15 protein-coding genes and 1 pseudogene are annotated in these 17,427 nt (G+C 36.2%); 14 read left to right on the forward strand and 2 right to left on the reverse strand.

Annotated elements, in window-relative coordinates; genetic code table 11:
• Positions 1–32: 32 nt before the first annotated feature.
• Entirely contained in the window at positions 33–716 is a 684-nt protein-coding gene (locus ACIP9W_RS03010; RefSeq protein WP_400785828.1) for an amino acid ABC transporter permease, read from the forward strand.
• Between the two features lie 61 nt (positions 717–777).
• On the forward strand, positions 778–2,430 hold the full coding sequence (locus ACIP9W_RS03015) for a M20/M25/M40 family metallo-hydrolase (RefSeq protein ID WP_400785831.1): 1,653 nt from the start codon (positions 778–780) through the stop codon (positions 2,428–2,430).
• A gap of 374 nt (positions 2,431–2,804) precedes the next feature.
• Here the strand turns inward: ACIP9W_RS03015 and ACIP9W_RS03020 are convergent, their stop codons facing one another.
• Complete coding sequence (locus ACIP9W_RS03020; RefSeq protein ID WP_282244525.1) at positions 2,805–3,824, reverse strand: NADH:flavin oxidoreductase/NADH oxidase; 1,020 nt, start codon at positions 3,822–3,824, stop codon at positions 2,805–2,807.
• Between the two features lie 178 nt (positions 3,825–4,002).
• Here ACIP9W_RS03020 and ACIP9W_RS03025 point away from each other — a divergent pair, with 178 nt between their 5' ends.
• Both ACIP9W_RS03025 and argH read left to right on the forward strand, forming a co-directional pair.
• Entirely contained in the window at positions 4,003–5,211 is a 1,209-nt protein-coding gene (locus tag ACIP9W_RS03025; RefSeq protein ID WP_282244526.1) for an argininosuccinate synthase, read from the forward strand.
• Positions 5,208–6,581 (forward strand): argininosuccinate lyase, encoded by a 1,374-nt coding sequence (gene argH, locus ACIP9W_RS03030; RefSeq protein ID WP_400785834.1) that lies wholly within the window; start codon positions 5,208–5,210, stop codon positions 6,579–6,581. Before ACIP9W_RS03025 ends, argH begins: the two co-directional genes overlap by 4 nt.
• Positions 6,582–6,800: 219 nt before the next feature.
• Here the strand turns inward: argH and ACIP9W_RS03035 are convergent, their stop codons facing one another.
• Positions 6,801–7,574 (reverse strand): HAD-IIB family hydrolase, encoded by a 774-nt coding sequence (locus ACIP9W_RS03035; RefSeq protein ID WP_400785836.1) that lies wholly within the window; start codon positions 7,572–7,574, stop codon positions 6,801–6,803.
• A gap of 83 nt (positions 7,575–7,657) precedes the next feature.
• Here ACIP9W_RS03035 and ACIP9W_RS03040 point away from each other — a divergent pair, with 83 nt between their 5' ends.
• From ACIP9W_RS03040 to ACIP9W_RS03085, 10 genes and pseudogenes are all read left to right on the forward strand, one after another.
• Positions 7,658–8,344: a Crp/Fnr family transcriptional regulator gene (locus ACIP9W_RS03040; protein WP_400785839.1), complete on the forward strand. Its 687-nt coding sequence runs from the start codon at positions 7,658–7,660 to the stop codon at positions 8,342–8,344.
• Between the two features lie 776 nt (positions 8,345–9,120).
• Positions 9,121–9,435, forward strand: coding sequence for a GNAT family N-acetyltransferase (locus ACIP9W_RS03045; protein WP_400785841.1), 315 nt, complete (start codon positions 9,121–9,123; stop codon positions 9,433–9,435).
• A 101-nt stretch (positions 9,436–9,536) separates the two neighbouring features.
• Positions 9,537–9,638: pseudogene (locus ACIP9W_RS03050) on the forward strand (GNAT family N-acetyltransferase); the annotation flags it as partial.
• A 105-nt stretch (positions 9,639–9,743) separates the two neighbouring features.
• On the forward strand, positions 9,744–10,061 hold the full coding sequence (locus tag ACIP9W_RS03055) for a DUF3870 domain-containing protein (protein WP_282244533.1): 318 nt from the start codon (positions 9,744–9,746) through the stop codon (positions 10,059–10,061).
• Positions 10,062–10,331: 270 nt separating this feature from the next.
• Positions 10,332–11,492: a CaiB/BaiF CoA transferase family protein gene (locus ACIP9W_RS03060; RefSeq protein WP_400785844.1), complete on the forward strand. Its 1,161-nt coding sequence runs from the start codon at positions 10,332–10,334 to the stop codon at positions 11,490–11,492.
• Positions 11,493–11,508: 16 nt separating this feature from the next.
• On the forward strand, positions 11,509–12,714 hold the full coding sequence (locus tag ACIP9W_RS03065) for an acyl-CoA dehydrogenase family protein (protein WP_400785846.1): 1,206 nt from the start codon (positions 11,509–11,511) through the stop codon (positions 12,712–12,714).
• Positions 12,715–12,844: 130 nt separating this feature from the next.
• Positions 12,845–13,930 (forward strand): metallophosphoesterase, encoded by a 1,086-nt coding sequence (locus ACIP9W_RS03070; protein WP_400785848.1) that lies wholly within the window; start codon positions 12,845–12,847, stop codon positions 13,928–13,930.
• 21 nt (positions 13,931–13,951) lie between these two features.
• Complete coding sequence (locus ACIP9W_RS03075; RefSeq protein ID WP_400785851.1) at positions 13,952–14,896, forward strand: MBL fold metallo-hydrolase; 945 nt, start codon at positions 13,952–13,954, stop codon at positions 14,894–14,896.
• Between the two features lie 170 nt (positions 14,897–15,066).
• Positions 15,067–16,110 (forward strand): ArsR/SmtB family transcription factor, encoded by a 1,044-nt coding sequence (locus tag ACIP9W_RS03080; protein WP_400785853.1) that lies wholly within the window; start codon positions 15,067–15,069, stop codon positions 16,108–16,110.
• The gene (locus ACIP9W_RS03085) at positions 16,107–17,333 is read left to right on the forward strand and encodes an MFS transporter (protein WP_400785855.1); all 1,227 of its coding nucleotides are present in this window, start codon (positions 16,107–16,109) and stop codon (positions 17,331–17,333) included. The genes ACIP9W_RS03080 and ACIP9W_RS03085 overlap by 4 nt, the downstream gene beginning before the upstream one ends.
• Positions 17,334–17,427 lie beyond the last annotated feature (94 nt).

Genomic DNA, 17,427 nt, shown 5'->3' on the forward strand with positions numbered 1-17,427 from the left:
TAAGGTTCCCTTAGTAAAGGAGATAACTGACAATGAATTTCATCGAAAGTATTGTGTCCATTATCCAAAAACATGGAACTGCCTTTTTAGAAGCGACTACTATAACGATATCTATAACAGCTGTCTCTCTAGTAATTGCAACTGTAATAGGATTAGTATTTGCCTTCTTTAAAGTATCGAATATTTGGATACTTATGAAACTAGCAGATCTCTATATCTTTATAGTTCGTGGTCTTCCATTAATAGTTTTAATTATGTTTCTCTATTACGGAATTTCCAGTGTTATTGTACTTAGTGATTTTATCGCTGGTGCGGTTGCATTAGGGATTCATTCGGGTGCATATTTGGCAGAAATTTTCAGAGGGGCAATCCAATCTGTAGATAGAGGTCAAAACGAGGCAGCACGATCACTTGGTATGACTGCTCCTTTGACAATGAGTACGATTATTTTACCGCAAGCTTTTAAACGAGCAATTCCTGCTTTGGGTAATCAGTTTATAATTGGTCTTAAAGATTCATCCCTTGTAGCTTATATTGCTGTTACTGAGCTATTTAGCCATGCCTTAACTGCTTCAGCTGAAAACTATATGCCCTTTGAGACATATTTAGTTGTAGGTTTCTATTATTTAGCATTAGTATTAATATTCACGCTACTACTCAATTACGTTGAGAATAGATTAGATACGGGAGGAGTAGGCAAAAAACTAAAAAAGTAAGCTCTCTCTTCATCAAAGTAAAAGACCCAACTGTAAAGCATAAAGAAAAGGAGAAGGAAGTATGATTACTACAAAAAATGAAATCCTGAAATTGACAGAAGAATTAGTTCGTGTTGAAAGTATAGTAGAAACGCCAGGTGAAATTGATGCTGCTAAGAAAATATATGAAATAATTTCTGAGATGCCTTACTTTATCCAAAAACCTGATCAAGTAATTCTTTCAAAAACTAGTGATGACCAATTGGAAAGATATAACGTCCTAGCATTTGTAGAAGGAACAAAAGAGAAAAGTAACAAAAAATCGATTATCCTAATGGGACATCTGGACACGGTTGGCATCGATGATTATACAAATTTAAAAGATGTTGCATGTAATCCTGAAGAACTGATGAAAAAATTACATGATGAACAACTGCCGGAATTAGTAAAAGAGCAGCTTGATTCAGGAGAATGGTATTTTGGTAGAGGTGTATTAGACATGAAAAGTGGTGTAGCTAGTCATATGTCACTACTAAAGTATTTCTCTGAACACCCAGAAGAATTGGCTGGAAATCTTGTTTTCTTTTCGGAATGTGACGAAGAAGTAAGTTCCAAAGGCGTTTTATCAGGGCTTAAAGAATTAAAAAAATGGAAAGAAGAGCGTGATTTCGAATATATAGGATTAATAAATTCGGATTTCGTTGCTCCTTTATATGACGGTGATGAGAATCGTTATGTTTATAAAGGAACTGTTGGTAAATTACTTCCTTCTTTTTTCATTACGGGAGCGGAAACGCATGTTGGTTCTGCTTTCGAAGGATTAGATCCCAATTATATCGCAGCTGAATTAACAAGACAAATTAGCTACAATCCAGAACTTTGTGATCGTCATTTAGGTGAAACACCCGCTCCTCCAATTTCTTTAAAACAGATGGATTTAAAGCCTACCTATACAGTGCAAACAGCTCTTTCTGCTTATGTATATTTTAATCTATTTGTGCATTCATGGTCTCCACAAGAGGTTCTAACCAAGCTTTCGGAGCAAGCAGTAATCGCTTTTGAAAACGCTCTCAATACAATGAACGAACGTTATGAAAGTTTTTGTAGACTAAGTCAGCAACCTTTCAAGCAATTACCTTGGAAATCTCGGGTAATCTTGTATGAAGACATGACGAAATCGTTAAAAGAGGAACATGGGGAAGTTTTTGTAGCGCATATAAACAAGTTTAAAGCGAATCTACTATTAGATGAAAAATTAGATACAAGAATGTTTGCAGCTAGGGTTGTGGAAGAGGAATGGAAATGGATGAAAGATCAAAGCCCAGCAATTATTTTACTTTATTCATCCCTATATTCCCCTTGCTTAGACCTTACAGGTAAAAATGAACAAGAAGAAAATTTGATTTCGGCTTTAGATAAAGCAATAGAAAAGGTTCAGTCACAATATAAATATCCAATCGTTTCTAAAAATTATTTCCCGTATATTTGTGACATGAGCTGTGTTGCTTTAAAAGATGATGAAAAATCTATCCAATCTGTGATTAATAATAATCCTGCTTGGGGCACAAAGCATTACGTGAATTATGAAGATATAAGAGAAATCAATGTACCTGCCATTAATATTGGACCTTATGGTTATGATGCTCACAAACGCTATGAACGTATGGAGATTGAATTTTCTACCGAGGTGATTCCAACAATTACAAAGGAAATAATTAAAACGCTTATTGGTTAATTGACTTTCAAATATAAACTTTTAAGAATGTAGACAATCACGTAATAAACGAGTTGTTTACATTCTATTTTTTGTTTTTAGTATAGGTTAGATTTTCTAGGCCTATTTATTTTCAAAATAAACAGTTTTCAAGACTACACAGAATGATTTTATCATATCATTTGTTTCAAAGAATGCTGAGAAGTTGCATATAAAAAAAGTAAACCGCCCTTGAGCCTAGCAAGCATGGGAAGGTTTACTCGTCCTAATTGCTGATCGCCTTTGAAGCGATACTATTTTATTACAAGGCTGTTTGGTGTTGGCGCACCGAGCAGTCTTTTTTTAATATACTCATCTTCACCTGTCATTATAACATAATGGCAGGTGAAGTGTAACTAAAAACCTCTTTCATATTGTGTTGGTGGAGTTACTTTTCCTGTAATCGTTTCTTCTGCATGCAATGCCCAGTATGGATCCTTCAGCATTCCACGACCAACTGCCACAAGTTCTGCATCACCATTTGCAACTGTTTGCTCTGCCAAATTTGCATCATCTAAAATGCCAACTGCAATTACTGGTACATTTAATGCCTCTTTATATGCACGTGCAAAGGATACCTGATATCCCGGAGTGTTAGCAGGTTTTAATTTCCCAGCAGGACCTTCACCGCCACTCGAAACATGAAAAACATCTACGCCAGCTTCTTTATACTTTTTAGCTATTTCTAATGAATGCTCTAAATCATAGCCACCGTCCATATACTCAATCGCGGATATACGGAAAAGAAGCGGCATTTCTTCTGGCATCACACTGCGCACTGCTTGAATAATTTCTACTCCAAATTTGGATAAGTCTTTACCATACTCATCCGTTCGATTATTAATAGCTGGTGAATGGAATTGATGGATTAAATAACCGTGGGCTCCGTGAAGTTCGATTGTATCAAACCCAGCAGCCACCGCTCGTTTTGCCGCATCTTTATACTTGCTAACCATCTCTTTCACTTCTTGTGTAGAAAGTGCTCTTGGTTCTTTCCAATTTTCAGCAACAGGAATGTTAGAAGCACCAACAGGCGGGGTAGCATCTGTGGCTTTTCTTCCAGCGTGGGCAATTTGAATTCCGATTTTTGCATCATGCTTATGTACTTCTTTTACGATTCTTTCATAAGCCGGTATTTGTTCATCTGACCATAATCCTAAATCGAAATCTGTTATTCTGCCATCAGGTTCTACATCGGTCATTTCTACGATAACAAGCCCAGTGCCTCCCACCGCTCTAGAAACATAATGGACAAAATGCCAGTCTGTTGGAGTACCATCTTTTGCCTCGACAGAATATTGACACATAGGGGGCATTACAACACGATTTTTTAATGTGAGGCCTTTTAGTGTAATAGGTGAAAATAAATGACTCATCAAACTCACTCCTTTTTTCCATTATCTTTGTTTCCTCTCCCGGAATCAATTAATCTGTCTGTCTAATAAAAATATTTCTTATAATCATAAATTATTAGTTGTATTTATACATTACTCATGATACATTGTGTATATTAATACTAAATTTACGTATAAAGATACATTGGAGGAATATATAATGAATAAAAAAGTCGTTTTAGCTTATTCAGGTGGATTAGACACATCTGTTGCAATTACATGGTTAAAAGAACAAGGATATGATGTAGTGGCAGTATGTCTTGACGTTGGCGAAGGAAAAGATTTAGAATTCGTAAAAAACAAAGCGCTGCAAGTTGGGGCGATTGAAAGTTATATGATCGATGCAAGAGAAGAATTTGCGAATGAATATGCATTAATTTCATTACAAGCGCATACATGGTATGAAAACAAATATCCGCTTGTATCTGCACTATCACGCCCGTTAATTTCGAAAAAACTTGTAGAAATAGCGGAACAAACAGGTGCAACTGCAGTAGCGCATGGCTGTACAGGAAAAGGGAATGACCAAGTTCGTTTCGAAGTTTCTATTAAAGCATTAAACCCTGAATTAGAAGTAATTGCACCAGTTCGTGAGTGGAGCTGGAGTCGTGAAGAAGAAATTGCATATGCAAAAGAAAAAAATATTCCAATTCCGATTAATCTAGATAGCCCGTTCTCGATCGACCAAAACCTTTGGGGGCGTGCAAATGAATGCGGTATCCTAGAAGATCCGTGGGCAGCACCACCAGAGGATGCATATGATTTAACGGTTTCACTTGAAAATGCCCCTGATGTTCCAGATGTGATTGAAATCGAGTTCAAAAACGGTGTCCCTGTCGCGCTTGACGGTGTGGAATATAAACTTTATGAATTAATTTTAAAGTTAAATGATTTAGCTGGAAAGCATGGAATTGGCCGTATCGATCATGTAGAAAACCGTCTAGTTGGTATTAAATCACGTGAAGTATATGAAATTCCAGGTGCTCATACATTATTACTTGCACATAAAGAATTAGAAGATATAACTTTAGTAAAAGAATTAGCGCATTTCAAACCAGTAATGGAGAAAAAACTAACAGAGCTTATTTATGAAGGACTTTGGTTCTCTCCACTAAGAACTGCTTTAGAAGCATTCTTAAAAGAAACACAAGTGTATGTAAATGGTACAGTTCGTGTGAAACTATTTAAAGGGCATGCCATTGTAGAAGGACGTAAATCACCTAACTCTTTATATAATGAAAAACTTGCAACTTACACAGCAGAAGATGAATTTAACCATGCTTCAGCAGTTGGATTTATCGAACTATGGGGGCTTCCAACAAAAGTTCACGCTTTGGTGAACAAGGGAGCAGAGAAGGTGAAAGCATGACCAAACTTTGGGGAGGAAGATTCCAAAAATCTGCCGAACAATGGGTAGATGAATTTGGAGCTTCTATCGGATTTGACCAAACACTAGTAATAGAAGATTTAGATGGTAGTATCGCGCACGTTAAAATGCTTGGGGCATGTAATATTTTGCCCCAGGAGGACGTGCAGCAAATTCTAAGTGGTTTGGAGCAATTAAAAAAACTAGCAGCAGATAATGCATTGGAATTTCTAGTTGCAAACGAAGATATTCATTTAAACTTAGAAAAAATGCTTATTGATTTGATTGGCCCAGTAGGTGGAAAATTGCACACTGGACGTAGTCGAAACGATCAAGTAGCAACGGATATGCATTTATATTTAAAAAATAGAGTCGGAGAAATTATCGAGTTAATCGAGATTTTCCAACAAACACTAGTCGCACAAGCAGAAACACATATAGAAACTCTTGCACCGGGATATACGCATTTACAGCGTGCGCAGCCAATCTCTTTTGCGCATCACTTAATGGCATATTTCTGGATGCTGGACCGAGACAAGGATCGTTTTAAAGATTCGATTAAACGTATCGATATTTCACCGCTCGGAGCAGGTGCGCTTGCAGGAACTACTTTTCCAATTGATCGTAAACTTTCAGCGGAGTATTTAGGCTTCGCAAATGTATATGCAAACAGTATGGATGCAGTAAGTGATCGCGATTTTATTGTGGAATTTTTAAGTAACTCTTCCATGTTAATGGCGCACTTATCAAGATTCGCAGAAGAAATTATTTTGTGGTCAAGCTCCGAATTTAACTTTATCGAACTAGATGATTCTTTCTCTACTGGTTCTAGTATTATGCCTCAGAAGAAGAACCCTGACATGGCTGAATTAATTCGTGGGAAAACAGGCCGTGTGTATGGAAACCTGATGGGCTTACTAACAGTAATCAAAGGATTGCCATTAGCTTACAATAAAGATATGCAGGAAGACAAAGAAGGCATGTTCGATACAGTACATACAATCGTCGGATCATTGAAGATATTTGAAGGTATGGTACGCACGATGACTGTTCACAAAGAACGTCTGCACGATACTGTCCACAAAGATTTTTCCAATGCAACTGAACTTGCGGACTATCTTGCTGCTAAAGGACTTCCATTCCGTGAAGCACATGAAGTAACAGGGAAATTAGTATTCCTTTGCATCCAAAGAGGCTATTTCTTATTAGATCTTCCACTAGAAGATTTACAAGAAGCAAGCAGCTTAATCGAGTCGGATATTTATGACGTATTATCACCACTTGCTGCTGTAAGAAGAAGAAATTCTTTAGGCGGAACGGGCTTTGACCAAGTTGCTATTCAAATAGAAGAAGCTAAAAAGCGATTAGCATAAGGAAACTGTAGACACTCTGATTTTGAGGAGCTGTCTACAGTTTTTTTGTATTGGTATAACAATTTTATTCTCTCTACAAGTAGTAGTTGGAAAAAATACCGGTTTAGTTGGAAAATTTGGTTGATTAGTTGGAAAAAACAATGATTTAGTTGGAAAAATTTCGAGTTTAGTTGGAAAAGTATCAAACTGGCATTAGCTATAACTGAAATACGAGAATCTTCATCTGTTCATTTCCAAATGAGCGGCATAAACTTTACTAAGCTCTCTAATCTTATCTGCGACTGCCCCTGCATTACTTTCAGCATTTAATGTCGCTACTTTCTGCAATTCTTCGTGTTTACCAACGCAAACAGCTTCTTTTGCAAATTGAAACATAGGAATATCATTTGCATCATTTCCAAAAGCTATGAATTCTTGCTGTTTCACATTTAGTTTTTGTAAGCCCGACCATTTATCAACCCCTAGAGGACTAATATCTAAAATATTTTCTTGTCCATGCATGTATGTTCTGACTTGAAGCGATTTCAATCGAGATACTATTTTACTTGTATGTTCGTTTGGAAATAGGACAACTTTAATCATTTCATTAATCTTATGTATCGAAATGTTTTTTGCTAACTGATCAGGGTCCAGATTTCGATAAATGGGATGTTCTGTACTTCCGGTATATGTATAATCCCATGCACTATCGATTAAATAGGATAATTGAAATTCCTCTATAATTTTTTCTATCTGTTTTTTTGTTTTATTATCAAATGCCGTTAGATGTGTGACTTTTCCACCGTTTGCAACAAATGCCCCATTTCCTCCAATCATTGGATACGTATGCATTTCTTTTGGAAGCACAGGAAGTAGGTCTCGAATTGGTCTTGCAGAGGCAAAGCTAATTTCATGTCCCACTTGGTGACAATATTGTAATGCCTGCGTTATTTCTTTACATAAAGGTTGCCCCTTAAAACAAATCGTGCCATCTAGATCAAAAACAAATTTCATGGCTCTCCGTCCTTTCACTCTCTTAATAGTAGAAAATTTTCGATATAATGAAAAGGACAGATGTCCCAAAAGGAGTTTTAACGATGCAAATAATCCAAGATAAAGTACTTTGCACTTATTACTTGAATTATAAAGAATTAAAAAAAGTTTTTACTAGCGAAGAACATCCCTTTCAAATTAGACGATATAGTCGCAACGAAGTGGTTCTAGTAGAAGGGGACGATATCGATGGTTTGTATATACAAGTTTCCGGACGAACGAAAATCACTACAAGCGTCATTACGGGAAAAGCACTGTTGCTCAGATTTTGCTCAGCGATTTCCTTTATGGGAGATATTGAATTAGTCCAAAAGGTGCCAATCCAATCTCAAGTGACAGCAGTGGAAGAGACGGATTTTATTTTTATCCATCAAACATATATATACAACGAATTAATGAAAGATATAGCTTTTTTACAGCAGCTATTAGCCCATGCTACATACAAACTTCAAACATGTCCCACGGCATCTCGCATTAATTTACTAGCCTCTGTAGAAACGAGGTTCGCGAGCTATCTGTGTACGGTTCGGAATGGTGTAAGCTTTGGTAAAGAAATTCAAACGGCAAATAGTATGGAAATAGCTTCTTTAATAGGAACAACGACGAGACATTTAAATCGAGTTATTGAAAAACTAGCTTTTAAAAAGGTGATTGAGAAGAAAAAGAAAGAAATAATTGTTATAGAGTGGACAAAGATAGAGGAGCTTTCAGATGGATTAAGGTATGAATGACTTGTAGCTACTTCTCCTTTATAAGTTTTTTATTATTTGAAACAGAATGGAAGGGAAGAGTTGGATCGGCAAGAAAAAGATCTTTTGCTTGTATAAGGACGTTCGAGTATTAAAACATATTTATAGCGCATCATCGTAAACGAATGTCACAACTATTTTAATAGCTGGTCCTATCGAAAAGCGGAAATCTCAAACTTCTTCAATCATTAACTAATACACCAGCAAAATTCTGTAGATAGCATCATAGAAGGTGAAAATAGTAATAAAATTGCGAGAGCTATCAAAATATTGCCTAGGAAATATCAGAAAATTTAATATAATAGTAGGTGTTAAACTTGATGATTAGACTGGGTTAAATGACTATATAGAACTGAATATTCCTTTTAAAGAAACAAACATAGTTAGGTCTTAAAATAGAAGAAGCAATTATAAAAGTTTCCTATTTACTTGCAAATCGTTGGGGTTGAATGATTTTCCAAGTAAGCAAGAGGTAATGTTGTGCAATAGATGAAATTTTATTACTATTAAAATAGTTAGAGTGATTGTGAGAACAATTGTGGAAATAATCTTTCCTGTAGTAAATAAAATTAATTGCTATTTTAATCATGGGTGTTGCCCGTGATTTTTTGTTTTAGAGGAGGAAGTTATATGGAGAATAAACGAGCGATATTTATTAGATTATTGCAAGTGTCGGATGCCGAAGATTTATGAAAGTTAGAAACAGAAAATTGAAATTTTCCCAATTATATACTCCTTTAAAAGATGAGGAATTTTATATGTTGGAGAGACAAATAGAGCGGATTAAAAAGAGTATCTCACGTGCTGAGCGAGATACTTTCTATTCATTTGGTATTTTCCTTACTGAAAATGAACAGTTAATTGGAAATGTGACTTTATCTGAAGTTGTGCAAGGGGATCTACAAAGTTGTTGGATAGGCTATTATTTAGATAAAGGACAAAATGGAAAAGGATATATGTCCGAAGCAGTAAGACAGGCAGTAGAGTTCGAATTTAAGGAGTTAAAGCTGCATCGTATTGAAGCTGGTGTGATGCCTCATAATTTAGGATCTAGTGAACTACCCACCACTTAGTTAACCTTACGGTCTACTTGAAGTGGGGGCTTCTCGACTTATCGTTTCTTTTGACTCACCAACATGAGGATGGAAGACTTCTTTCGAAAATCCGTTAAAGTGTTAGAAAAGCGGGGTTCCATAAGGAAGGTATCGCTAAAGAAAATGTTCTAATAAATGGGAAGTGGGAAGACCATCAAACACTGGTTATTATTAATAAATAAATATATAATTATTATACTGAATATTCCCATTAACCTCTATTAAATATTATTTGCTTACTGTATTCTTATATTAAATTAAGCTTTAAAACAAAAGGGGATACGGTTATGAATACAGTTTTTATAGCAGGGCATGCAAGATTACCAGCAGGAATGGCGGCACAAAATTTATATGAAACTTTGACAATTACAGTGGAAATCGATAAAAAATATGGAGTGATTGTTGCGGCGAGTTGTACGTTAGCAACAGAACATGGACGAGCGTTTGTACAACAACTATTGAGGGGACATAGTTTGCAAGATGGCATTGATCAACCGCTTACAAGTATAAAGAATCATTATTTAGGCAAAGCAGGAAATGCGGTAATGTCTGCATTGAAAGATTTATATAAGCATTATGAGTTGTATATAGCGGAGAAAAAATAAATCTTAAATTTTTGAAAGTTTAGATAAAAGTGTTTACAAACTCGTATTGTTGTACTAGAATAAGAAGCAATAAGTCATGCCGAAACGATTTAACGTTCACAACCATGACTATTTTTGAAAAATATAAAAGCCAATACTGCCTAATCTGTTAAAATTCTTACCAGGATTTTTTACCGCAGATAATAAGCCAGTTCAATTTGATTTACAGCGGGTCTGTAATCTTTTTGAATTGGCTTTTTAAATTGACTGAGGAAAGGTGTGATTGTTTAAATGACCGGAGCACTTGCTAATATTAAAATCTTGGATTTATCACGTGTTCTCGCTGGTCCATATTGCACGATGATCATGGGTGACTTAGGTGCGGAGGTTATCAAGGTAGAAGCACCTGGAGGAAGTGACGAAACTCGTAGATGGGGTCCTCCCTTTAAAGAAGAAGTAAGTGCTTACTATTTAAGTGCGAATCGAAACAAAAAGGCAATCACTTTAGACTTGAAATCAGAAGCCGGGGTTGAAATTATTAAAAAGTTGGTTCAAGAAAGTGATGTAATTATTAATAATTTCAAAACAGGAACAATGGATCGTTTCGGTTTAGGTTATGACGTCTTGGCGGAGCTTAATCCACGTATTGTGTATTGCTCGATTACAGGTTTTGGAGAAACGGGACCGGATCGACATATTCCAGGTTATGATTTTATCATTCAAGCGATGAGTGGATTAATGAGTATCACTGGTACGAAGGAATCGGGCCCACAAAAGACAGGGGTCGCAATTGTCGATGTTTTGACTGGGTTATATGCATGCATTGGAATTCAAGCTGCCTTACTAGAGCGTGTACAATCGGATAGAGGACAAAAGCTAGATATTTCTCTCTATGATTCTGCAGTAAGTGCTCTAGTGAATATTGGAAGTAACTATTTAATGTCAGAACAAATTCCGAAAGCGCTTGGAAATGCGCATGCAAATATTGTTCCGTATCAAGCATTTCAAACGCTAGATGGGGAAATGGTTATAGCCGTAGGAAATGATCATCAATTTAAAGCATTTTGCGATGTTCTTGGAAAACCCGAATATGCTCAAAATGTTCTTTTTCAAACGAATCCTAACCGCGTGAAAAATAGAGATGAACTAGTTCCATTATTACAAGCTGTTTTATTAACAAAAGAGACCGCCTATTGGCAAGAGCAGTGTAGAAAAAACAATATTCCAAGTGGACCAATTCAAAATTTAAAAGAAGTTGTCCAGGATAAACAGCTGCAAGCGCGTAATATGTTTATCACGCAAGATCATCCAACAGTGGGTCGTATTAAACTGATAGGAAGTCCACTTAAGCTATCTAGGACGCCGGTTCAGATGAAGCACCACCCACCTAACCCGGGTGAGCATAATGAGGAAATTATGAATCGATTAGGAATGACACAGACAACCAATTAAAAGGAGAGATTATAGTATGAACTTTTCATTTTCAGCCGAACAAAACATGTTACGTAAAACGGTAAGAGGGTTTGTCGACAAAGAAATTATGCCTTATATTGGCGAATGGGATCGGGCAGGAAAATCGGATCCAGCTATTTATAAGAAACTCGCAGACCTTGGATTCATGGGTGTTTGTATTCCAGAACAATACGGTGGAAGCGGAATGGACTACAATTCACTCGCAATCGTATGTGAAGAGCTAGAGCGCGGCGATACAGCTTTCCGTACAGCGGTTTCTGTGCACATCGGATTGAACAGCTTGACGCTTTTGCAGTGGGGAACGGAAGAACAAAAACAGAAGTATTTAGTACCACAAGCAAAAGGAGAGAAAATCGGTGCGTTTGGTTTAACAGAGCCTGCAGCTGGGTCTGATGTGGCAGCGCTTGAAACCACTGCTGTCAAAGATGGAGATCACTACATTTTAAATGGACAAAAAGCATGGATTTCTCTATGTGATGTGGCAGACCACTTCTTAGTTTTTGCCTATACAGGAGACAAATCGAAAAAACATAAAGCGATTTCTGCCTTTATAGTAGAGCGTACATGGCAAGGTTTTTCTTCCATCGCAACGAAAGGAAAACTAGGAATTCGTGCAGGTAATACAGGCGAGCTATTTTTCGAAAATGTGAAAGTACCGAAAGAGAACTTACTTGGGGAAGAAGGCGAAGGGTTCAAAATTGCGATGGCAGCGCTTGATAACGGGCGTTTCACTGTAGCGGCAGGAGCAGTTGGACAAATTATGGCTTGTATAGAAGCTAGCGTAAACTACTGCCATACACGCGAAACATTTGGAAAAGAAATTGGTAGACACCAATTAGTTCAACAAATGATCGCTAAAATGGAAGCCGGATATCAAATGAGCAGTTTGCTAGTATATCGCGCAGGAGAACTGAAAAACGCTGGAAAACGAAATACGCGAGAAACGTCTCTTGCAAAGTGGCAAGCATGTGATTTTGCCAACCAAGCAGCAGATGATGCAGTGCAAATTCACGGGGCAAATGGCTATTCGGACGAATATCCAGTAGAACGTTACTTACGTAATTCGAAAGCGCCTGTTATCTATGAAGGAACGCGTGAAATCCATACAATAATGCAAGCTGAATATGTATTAGGATACCGAGAAGATAAGCAATTAAACAAAATGCTACCTGCTTGGGAGCAAGAATTGGTTAATTCTTAAATGAGTTGCATTCACATTTTACAGTGTTGACTTAACGTGACAATTAGAAAGTAATCGGCCATATAGTAAATGGCTGGTTACTTTTTTTGCTATAATATTCGTAAGATTATAATAGTATGGAGTTGAGTTTGTGATTGATGTAATAAAACTGCAATTAGATAAAACTAAACGTGTAATAGTCATTTCGGATATACACGCAAATTTAAAGCTATTCAGTCGTCTGTTAGAAAAAGTAGATTATACAAAGGATGATTATTTATTCATTAATGGCGATCTTTGTGAAAAAGGGGCAAATAGTTTAGAAGTAGTGCAATTTGTAAGAAATCTGTGTGAAGGTTCTTCTCATGTCTATGTAACAAAAGGCAACTGTGATGTAGTTCATCGCTATGTCTTTCATGGAAGTGAGGGGATCATTGCTTATATGAATAGACAAAAGCATTCTATTCTGAACGAAATGCTAACAAAGCATCGTAAAACCATAGATGATTTTATAAATTTAGAAGAGCTGAGCTGTTATTATCGCCAAAATTTTCAAGAAGAAATAGACTGGTTAGAATCATTACCAATTGCATATGAAACAGATGAATTTATTGTCATTCATGCAGGCCTTGATAACAAGGAAAGTTGGAGAGAAACTTCAGAAGAGACAGCTTTGTATACGCAAGAATTTTATAACAAAGTCCATCAAGTGAAAAAAACAGTTATTGTTGGTCATTGGCCCGTTGTTAATTACCGTGCAAATCAAGTTAGTTCCCATAATCCGATTATTGACCTGGATAAAAAAATCATTGCATTAGATGGGGGAAATCAGATTAAGAAAGATGGGCAATTAAATGCGCTAATTATCCAAGATGGCATGTATACACATACATATGTTGATGAATTAACAAACGAAATCATCGTGCAAAAAGAATATAACGATTCTATGAATAGAGTAGGAACGGTAACATATCCCAATTACGACTTACAAATCATACGACAAGAGAAGTACTTCACTATATGTGAAAATACGAATCTCGGGATAGAACAATGGATTAAAAATGAATATATAAAATTAGAGAATGAAGCGACACTTTCTAAGGCGGATGTGAGCACAACTTTTCTGTCAGTTAAACAAGGAGAGAAAGTATGGATCGTGGATAATGAATGTGACGGTTATATGCTTATGAAAAAAGAAAATGGAGAGGTTGGTTGGTTGCCGAGAGATTGCTTTTGATGCACCAAAGGAGGAAGTGACATGTTAACAGAAGTAGCAGAAGGTATACATAAACTTGTGATCAATTTTCCTACTGGAATGGGAGCAGTAAACTGCTATTTAATAGAAGGAAAAAATGGCTATACCGTGATTGATACAGGAACTGATTCAAAAGAGGCGAAGGATGGATGGAAAGAAGTTTTATCATCTGGAATCATCATAGAGAAAGTTGTTCTGACGCATACGCACCAAGATCATATTGGTCTGGCAAAATGGTTTCAACAGGAAGTAGGGGTACCTGTTATCGTTTCCTATTTAGGTTATGTGGAAATGAAGAAAAATCGAGTTTCCCATAGAAGGGATCGAACAAACAGCTTAATTATTAGACATGGGGGAGTTGCTCTTCCTAATAAAATAAATGAAGATAATTCCATTTATGATTTCGAACCGGATGGTTTTTTCAATAATCATCAGCATATCCAATTAGGAGAAGAATTATATGAAGCTATTTGGACACCAGGTCACGCACCTGACCATTTCTGCTTTTATAATAAAAATAAAAAAATTATGATAATCGGAGATCATGTATTAAACAGTATTAGTCCAGTAATCGGTCTATGGTCGGGAGAAGAAGGAAATCCATTGCAAGATTATTTATTATCATTGAAGGTGGTGGAAAAATATCCGGCCGATATTACTTTGCCTGGCCATGGAGACTTGATATATGATCTCCCAGCGAGAATACATGAGATGACGGCGAAACATAGACATCGACTACAACAAGTTCTACAGTCTGTGTCAATGGAAGGAAAAACGGCAAATCAAATCTGTTACGAAGTATACGACACTGCAAATATCATCCTCAATTTAAGTTCTTTTATGGCTACGCTTACTCGATTATTGTATTTAGAATCGATTGGAAAAGTAGAACGTCTAGAACTGGATGGGATAGTAAGCTTCAAGAGGAAAGTGAGTTTAGAATTTTAAGATATACGTTACATATTAAGCAAAGCGGCAAAGATGAATGCGATTGATCTTAAGGGATCTTCATTAAATGATTGGCTAATTTTATTGTCAGAATAATAAAACTTCTATTGATTCTATAATTATCGAATGATATATTCAGAGTATATAGAATTCATAGTAGAGGTGATGTAATGGAGGTTCTCAATCTTACAAGCAGAAAGAGGGAAACATATAAAATCGGCTTAAAATACTCAGTTTTATGGGAATGTGCATTAGGAATTGCAGCGATAACAAATACACCACTTATGAAAACGATGGAAAAACCAGTGAACTATTGGAAAGAAATCAAAGAATCTTTACCTGTCAAACTATTAGTCGAATTAGACTTTGTAGAAAACAAAAATACATGGAAAGCCTTACTACAGTTACTCCATCAACGAGATTTCACTGATTTAAATGAGTTTACACACTATATTCAAAAGCTTTCCATGCCACATTTTACATTTATATGTTTGCCGTTTATCGGAAACAGTTATCAAGAATTAAGAAGAAATGCTTCATTAGGAGATCCATTAGCTATGAAAGAAATGATGAAAATTACGAAGGAAAACTCTTTTTTTCCAAGTTATATTGAATTCATTTGCCAGGCTAACGGAAAACGGTTAAAAGAACATTTAATCCAAGTGATGAATGGGTGGTATGAGGCGGTTATCATGCAAGATGCGGAGCAGCTCCATACTATTTTGCAAAATGATTATGAAATGAAGCAAAAGATGGCAGATAAAATGACTGCAGAAGAACTGGTCGAATGGACAACAGGTGGAATTACGTATTTGCCAGAACTCAATGTGTCCAATGTATTATTAATCCCACAATATATCTATCGTCCATGGAACATTGAATCGGATTTAGAAGATACAAAAGTATTTTACTATCCTATTGCCAATGAAAGTATAACACCAAATGACCCGTACACCCCCGATAATTTTTTAATATTAAAACATAAAGCATTGGGAGATGAGGTTAGACTTCGCATTGTTAAGTTGCTTTATGAACAGGATCTTACATTACAAAATCTCACAGAGCAATTAAACATAGGTAAATCCACCATCCATCATCATCTAAAAATACTAAGAGCAGCAAAGCTAGTAGAAATGAACGATTCTAAGTATATGCTTAAAAGAAAATCGCTTAGTATGCTATCAAAAGAATTTGAATTTTATCTAAATCAATGAGTAAGAGGCGAAGCAATAGAACACTATGGATAAATCGTCCTTTTATCTTCATCTGGATAGGTAACGTCATTTCCGAATTAGGCGGTGCATTTGGAACTTTTAGTAATTCCATTCTAATTTATCAATTGACTAATTCGACGATGGCATTAGGTAGCATGTGGCTACTATATTTTATACCGTCTCTTATTTTGCAATTATTAATTGGACCCTTTATCGATCGATGGAGTAGAAAATGGATCATGGTATTTTCACAGTGGACGCGGGGAATCATCTTCCTTATACCACTTGTTTCTTTAGCTAGTGGAAATCTTGAAGTGTGGCATATTTATATAGTCCAAATTATGGTGGGGCTAATAACGCCTATTTATACACCTGCTAACCAAGCAATCACCCCGACAATTGTCTCGAAAGAAGAATTAACGGAAGCGAATGCTTGTATAGATGGAACCGTTCGATTAATGACTTTTCTAGCTCCGATTTTGGGAGGGGGTGTCATTGAATATATAGGTGTTATACCTACTTTATTATTTGTATGCGGCACACTAATTACAAGCGGAACTCTTTTACTTTTTATTCAAGAAAATAGAATTTCCATTAGTGTACGAAAATCTTGGTTAGAACAATTTTCCGAAGGCATATCCTATTTCTTTAAGCAGAGACTTATCGTTTGGTTAGGAATCTTTTTAGCATTCGTCCAATTTGGCGTAGGCGTGACAATGGTAGTTACCTTGCCTTATATAACAAAAGAATTGTCTGGAAGCTATGCTGAATACGGTTATTTTATGGCCAGTTTTCCACTCGGCTATGTGATTGGCTCGCTACTAGTAGGGAAAATAACATATAAGAGTCGTAGAGTTTTAATGTTGGGTGCATTGGTTATCGGTGGTGTGACATTTATTGCGTTAGGGTTTAACGATAGCATTATTTTTGGGGTAGTGACGGAGATAATTGCTGGAATTGCGATGGCTTTTTTTAGTGTCCATAACATGACGATATTTCAACAAACCGTTCCAAATGAATTGATGGGTAAAGTAGCTTCTGTCCGACTTTTTATCATAAGGGGAGTAATGCCACTTGGTGTACTTGTTGGTGGAGTTTTGAGTGAACAATGGGGAATACGTCCACTTTATTTTTTAATCGGAACTATTATTTGTTCGGTTTCGTTATTGGGATTAGTATTGCCTTATTTTAAATTTATAGATGATCCAGTTAAAAACAGTTGAACTGATAGAAGGCCCTATATGAAAGAACCAAATAATTAACACATCCAATTTGATAAACATACTTGCGGTTAAAAAAACAGAAAGATTTAAAGTG

This window comes from Psychrobacillus sp. NPDC093180, from assembly GCF_044754065.1.
Taxonomy (GTDB): domain Bacteria; phylum Bacillota; class Bacilli; order Bacillales_A; family Planococcaceae; genus Psychrobacillus.

Excerpts from the sequence above, each read along its gene's own strand:
- ACIP9W_RS03015 (WP_400785831.1), top strand. The coding sequence starts at position 778 with ATGATTACTACAAAAAATGAAATCCTGAAATTGACAGAAGAATTAGTT.
- ACIP9W_RS03020 (WP_282244525.1), bottom strand. The coding sequence starts at position 3,824 with ATGAGTCATTTATTTTCACCTATTACACTAAAAGGCCTCACATTAAAA.
- ACIP9W_RS03065 (WP_400785846.1), top strand. The coding sequence starts at position 11,509 with ATGAACTTTTCATTTTCAGCCGAACAAAACATGTTACGTAAAACGGTA.
- ACIP9W_RS03085 (WP_400785855.1), top strand. The coding sequence starts at position 16,107 with ATGAGTAAGAGGCGAAGCAATAGAACACTATGGATAAATCGTCCTTTT.
- ACIP9W_RS03040 (WP_400785839.1), top strand. The coding sequence starts at position 7,658 with ATGCAAATAATCCAAGATAAAGTACTTTGCACTTATTACTTGAATTAT.
- ACIP9W_RS03075 (WP_400785851.1), top strand. The coding sequence starts at position 13,952 with ATGTTAACAGAAGTAGCAGAAGGTATACATAAACTTGTGATCAATTTT.
- ACIP9W_RS03025 (WP_282244526.1), top strand. The coding sequence starts at position 4,003 with ATGAATAAAAAAGTCGTTTTAGCTTATTCAGGTGGATTAGACACATCT.
- ACIP9W_RS03045 (WP_400785841.1), top strand. The coding sequence starts at position 9,121 with ATGTTGGAGAGACAAATAGAGCGGATTAAAAAGAGTATCTCACGTGCT.
- ACIP9W_RS03010 (WP_400785828.1), top strand. The coding sequence starts at position 33 with ATGAATTTCATCGAAAGTATTGTGTCCATTATCCAAAAACATGGAACT.
- argH (WP_400785834.1), top strand. The coding sequence starts at position 5,208 with ATGACCAAACTTTGGGGAGGAAGATTCCAAAAATCTGCCGAACAATGG.
- ACIP9W_RS03060 (WP_400785844.1), top strand. The coding sequence starts at position 10,332 with ATGACCGGAGCACTTGCTAATATTAAAATCTTGGATTTATCACGTGTT.
- ACIP9W_RS03035 (WP_400785836.1), bottom strand. The coding sequence starts at position 7,574 with ATGAAATTTGTTTTTGATCTAGATGGCACGATTTGTTTTAAGGGGCAA.
- ACIP9W_RS03080 (WP_400785853.1), top strand. The coding sequence starts at position 15,067 with ATGGAGGTTCTCAATCTTACAAGCAGAAAGAGGGAAACATATAAAATC.
- ACIP9W_RS03055 (WP_282244533.1), top strand. The coding sequence starts at position 9,744 with ATGAATACAGTTTTTATAGCAGGGCATGCAAGATTACCAGCAGGAATG.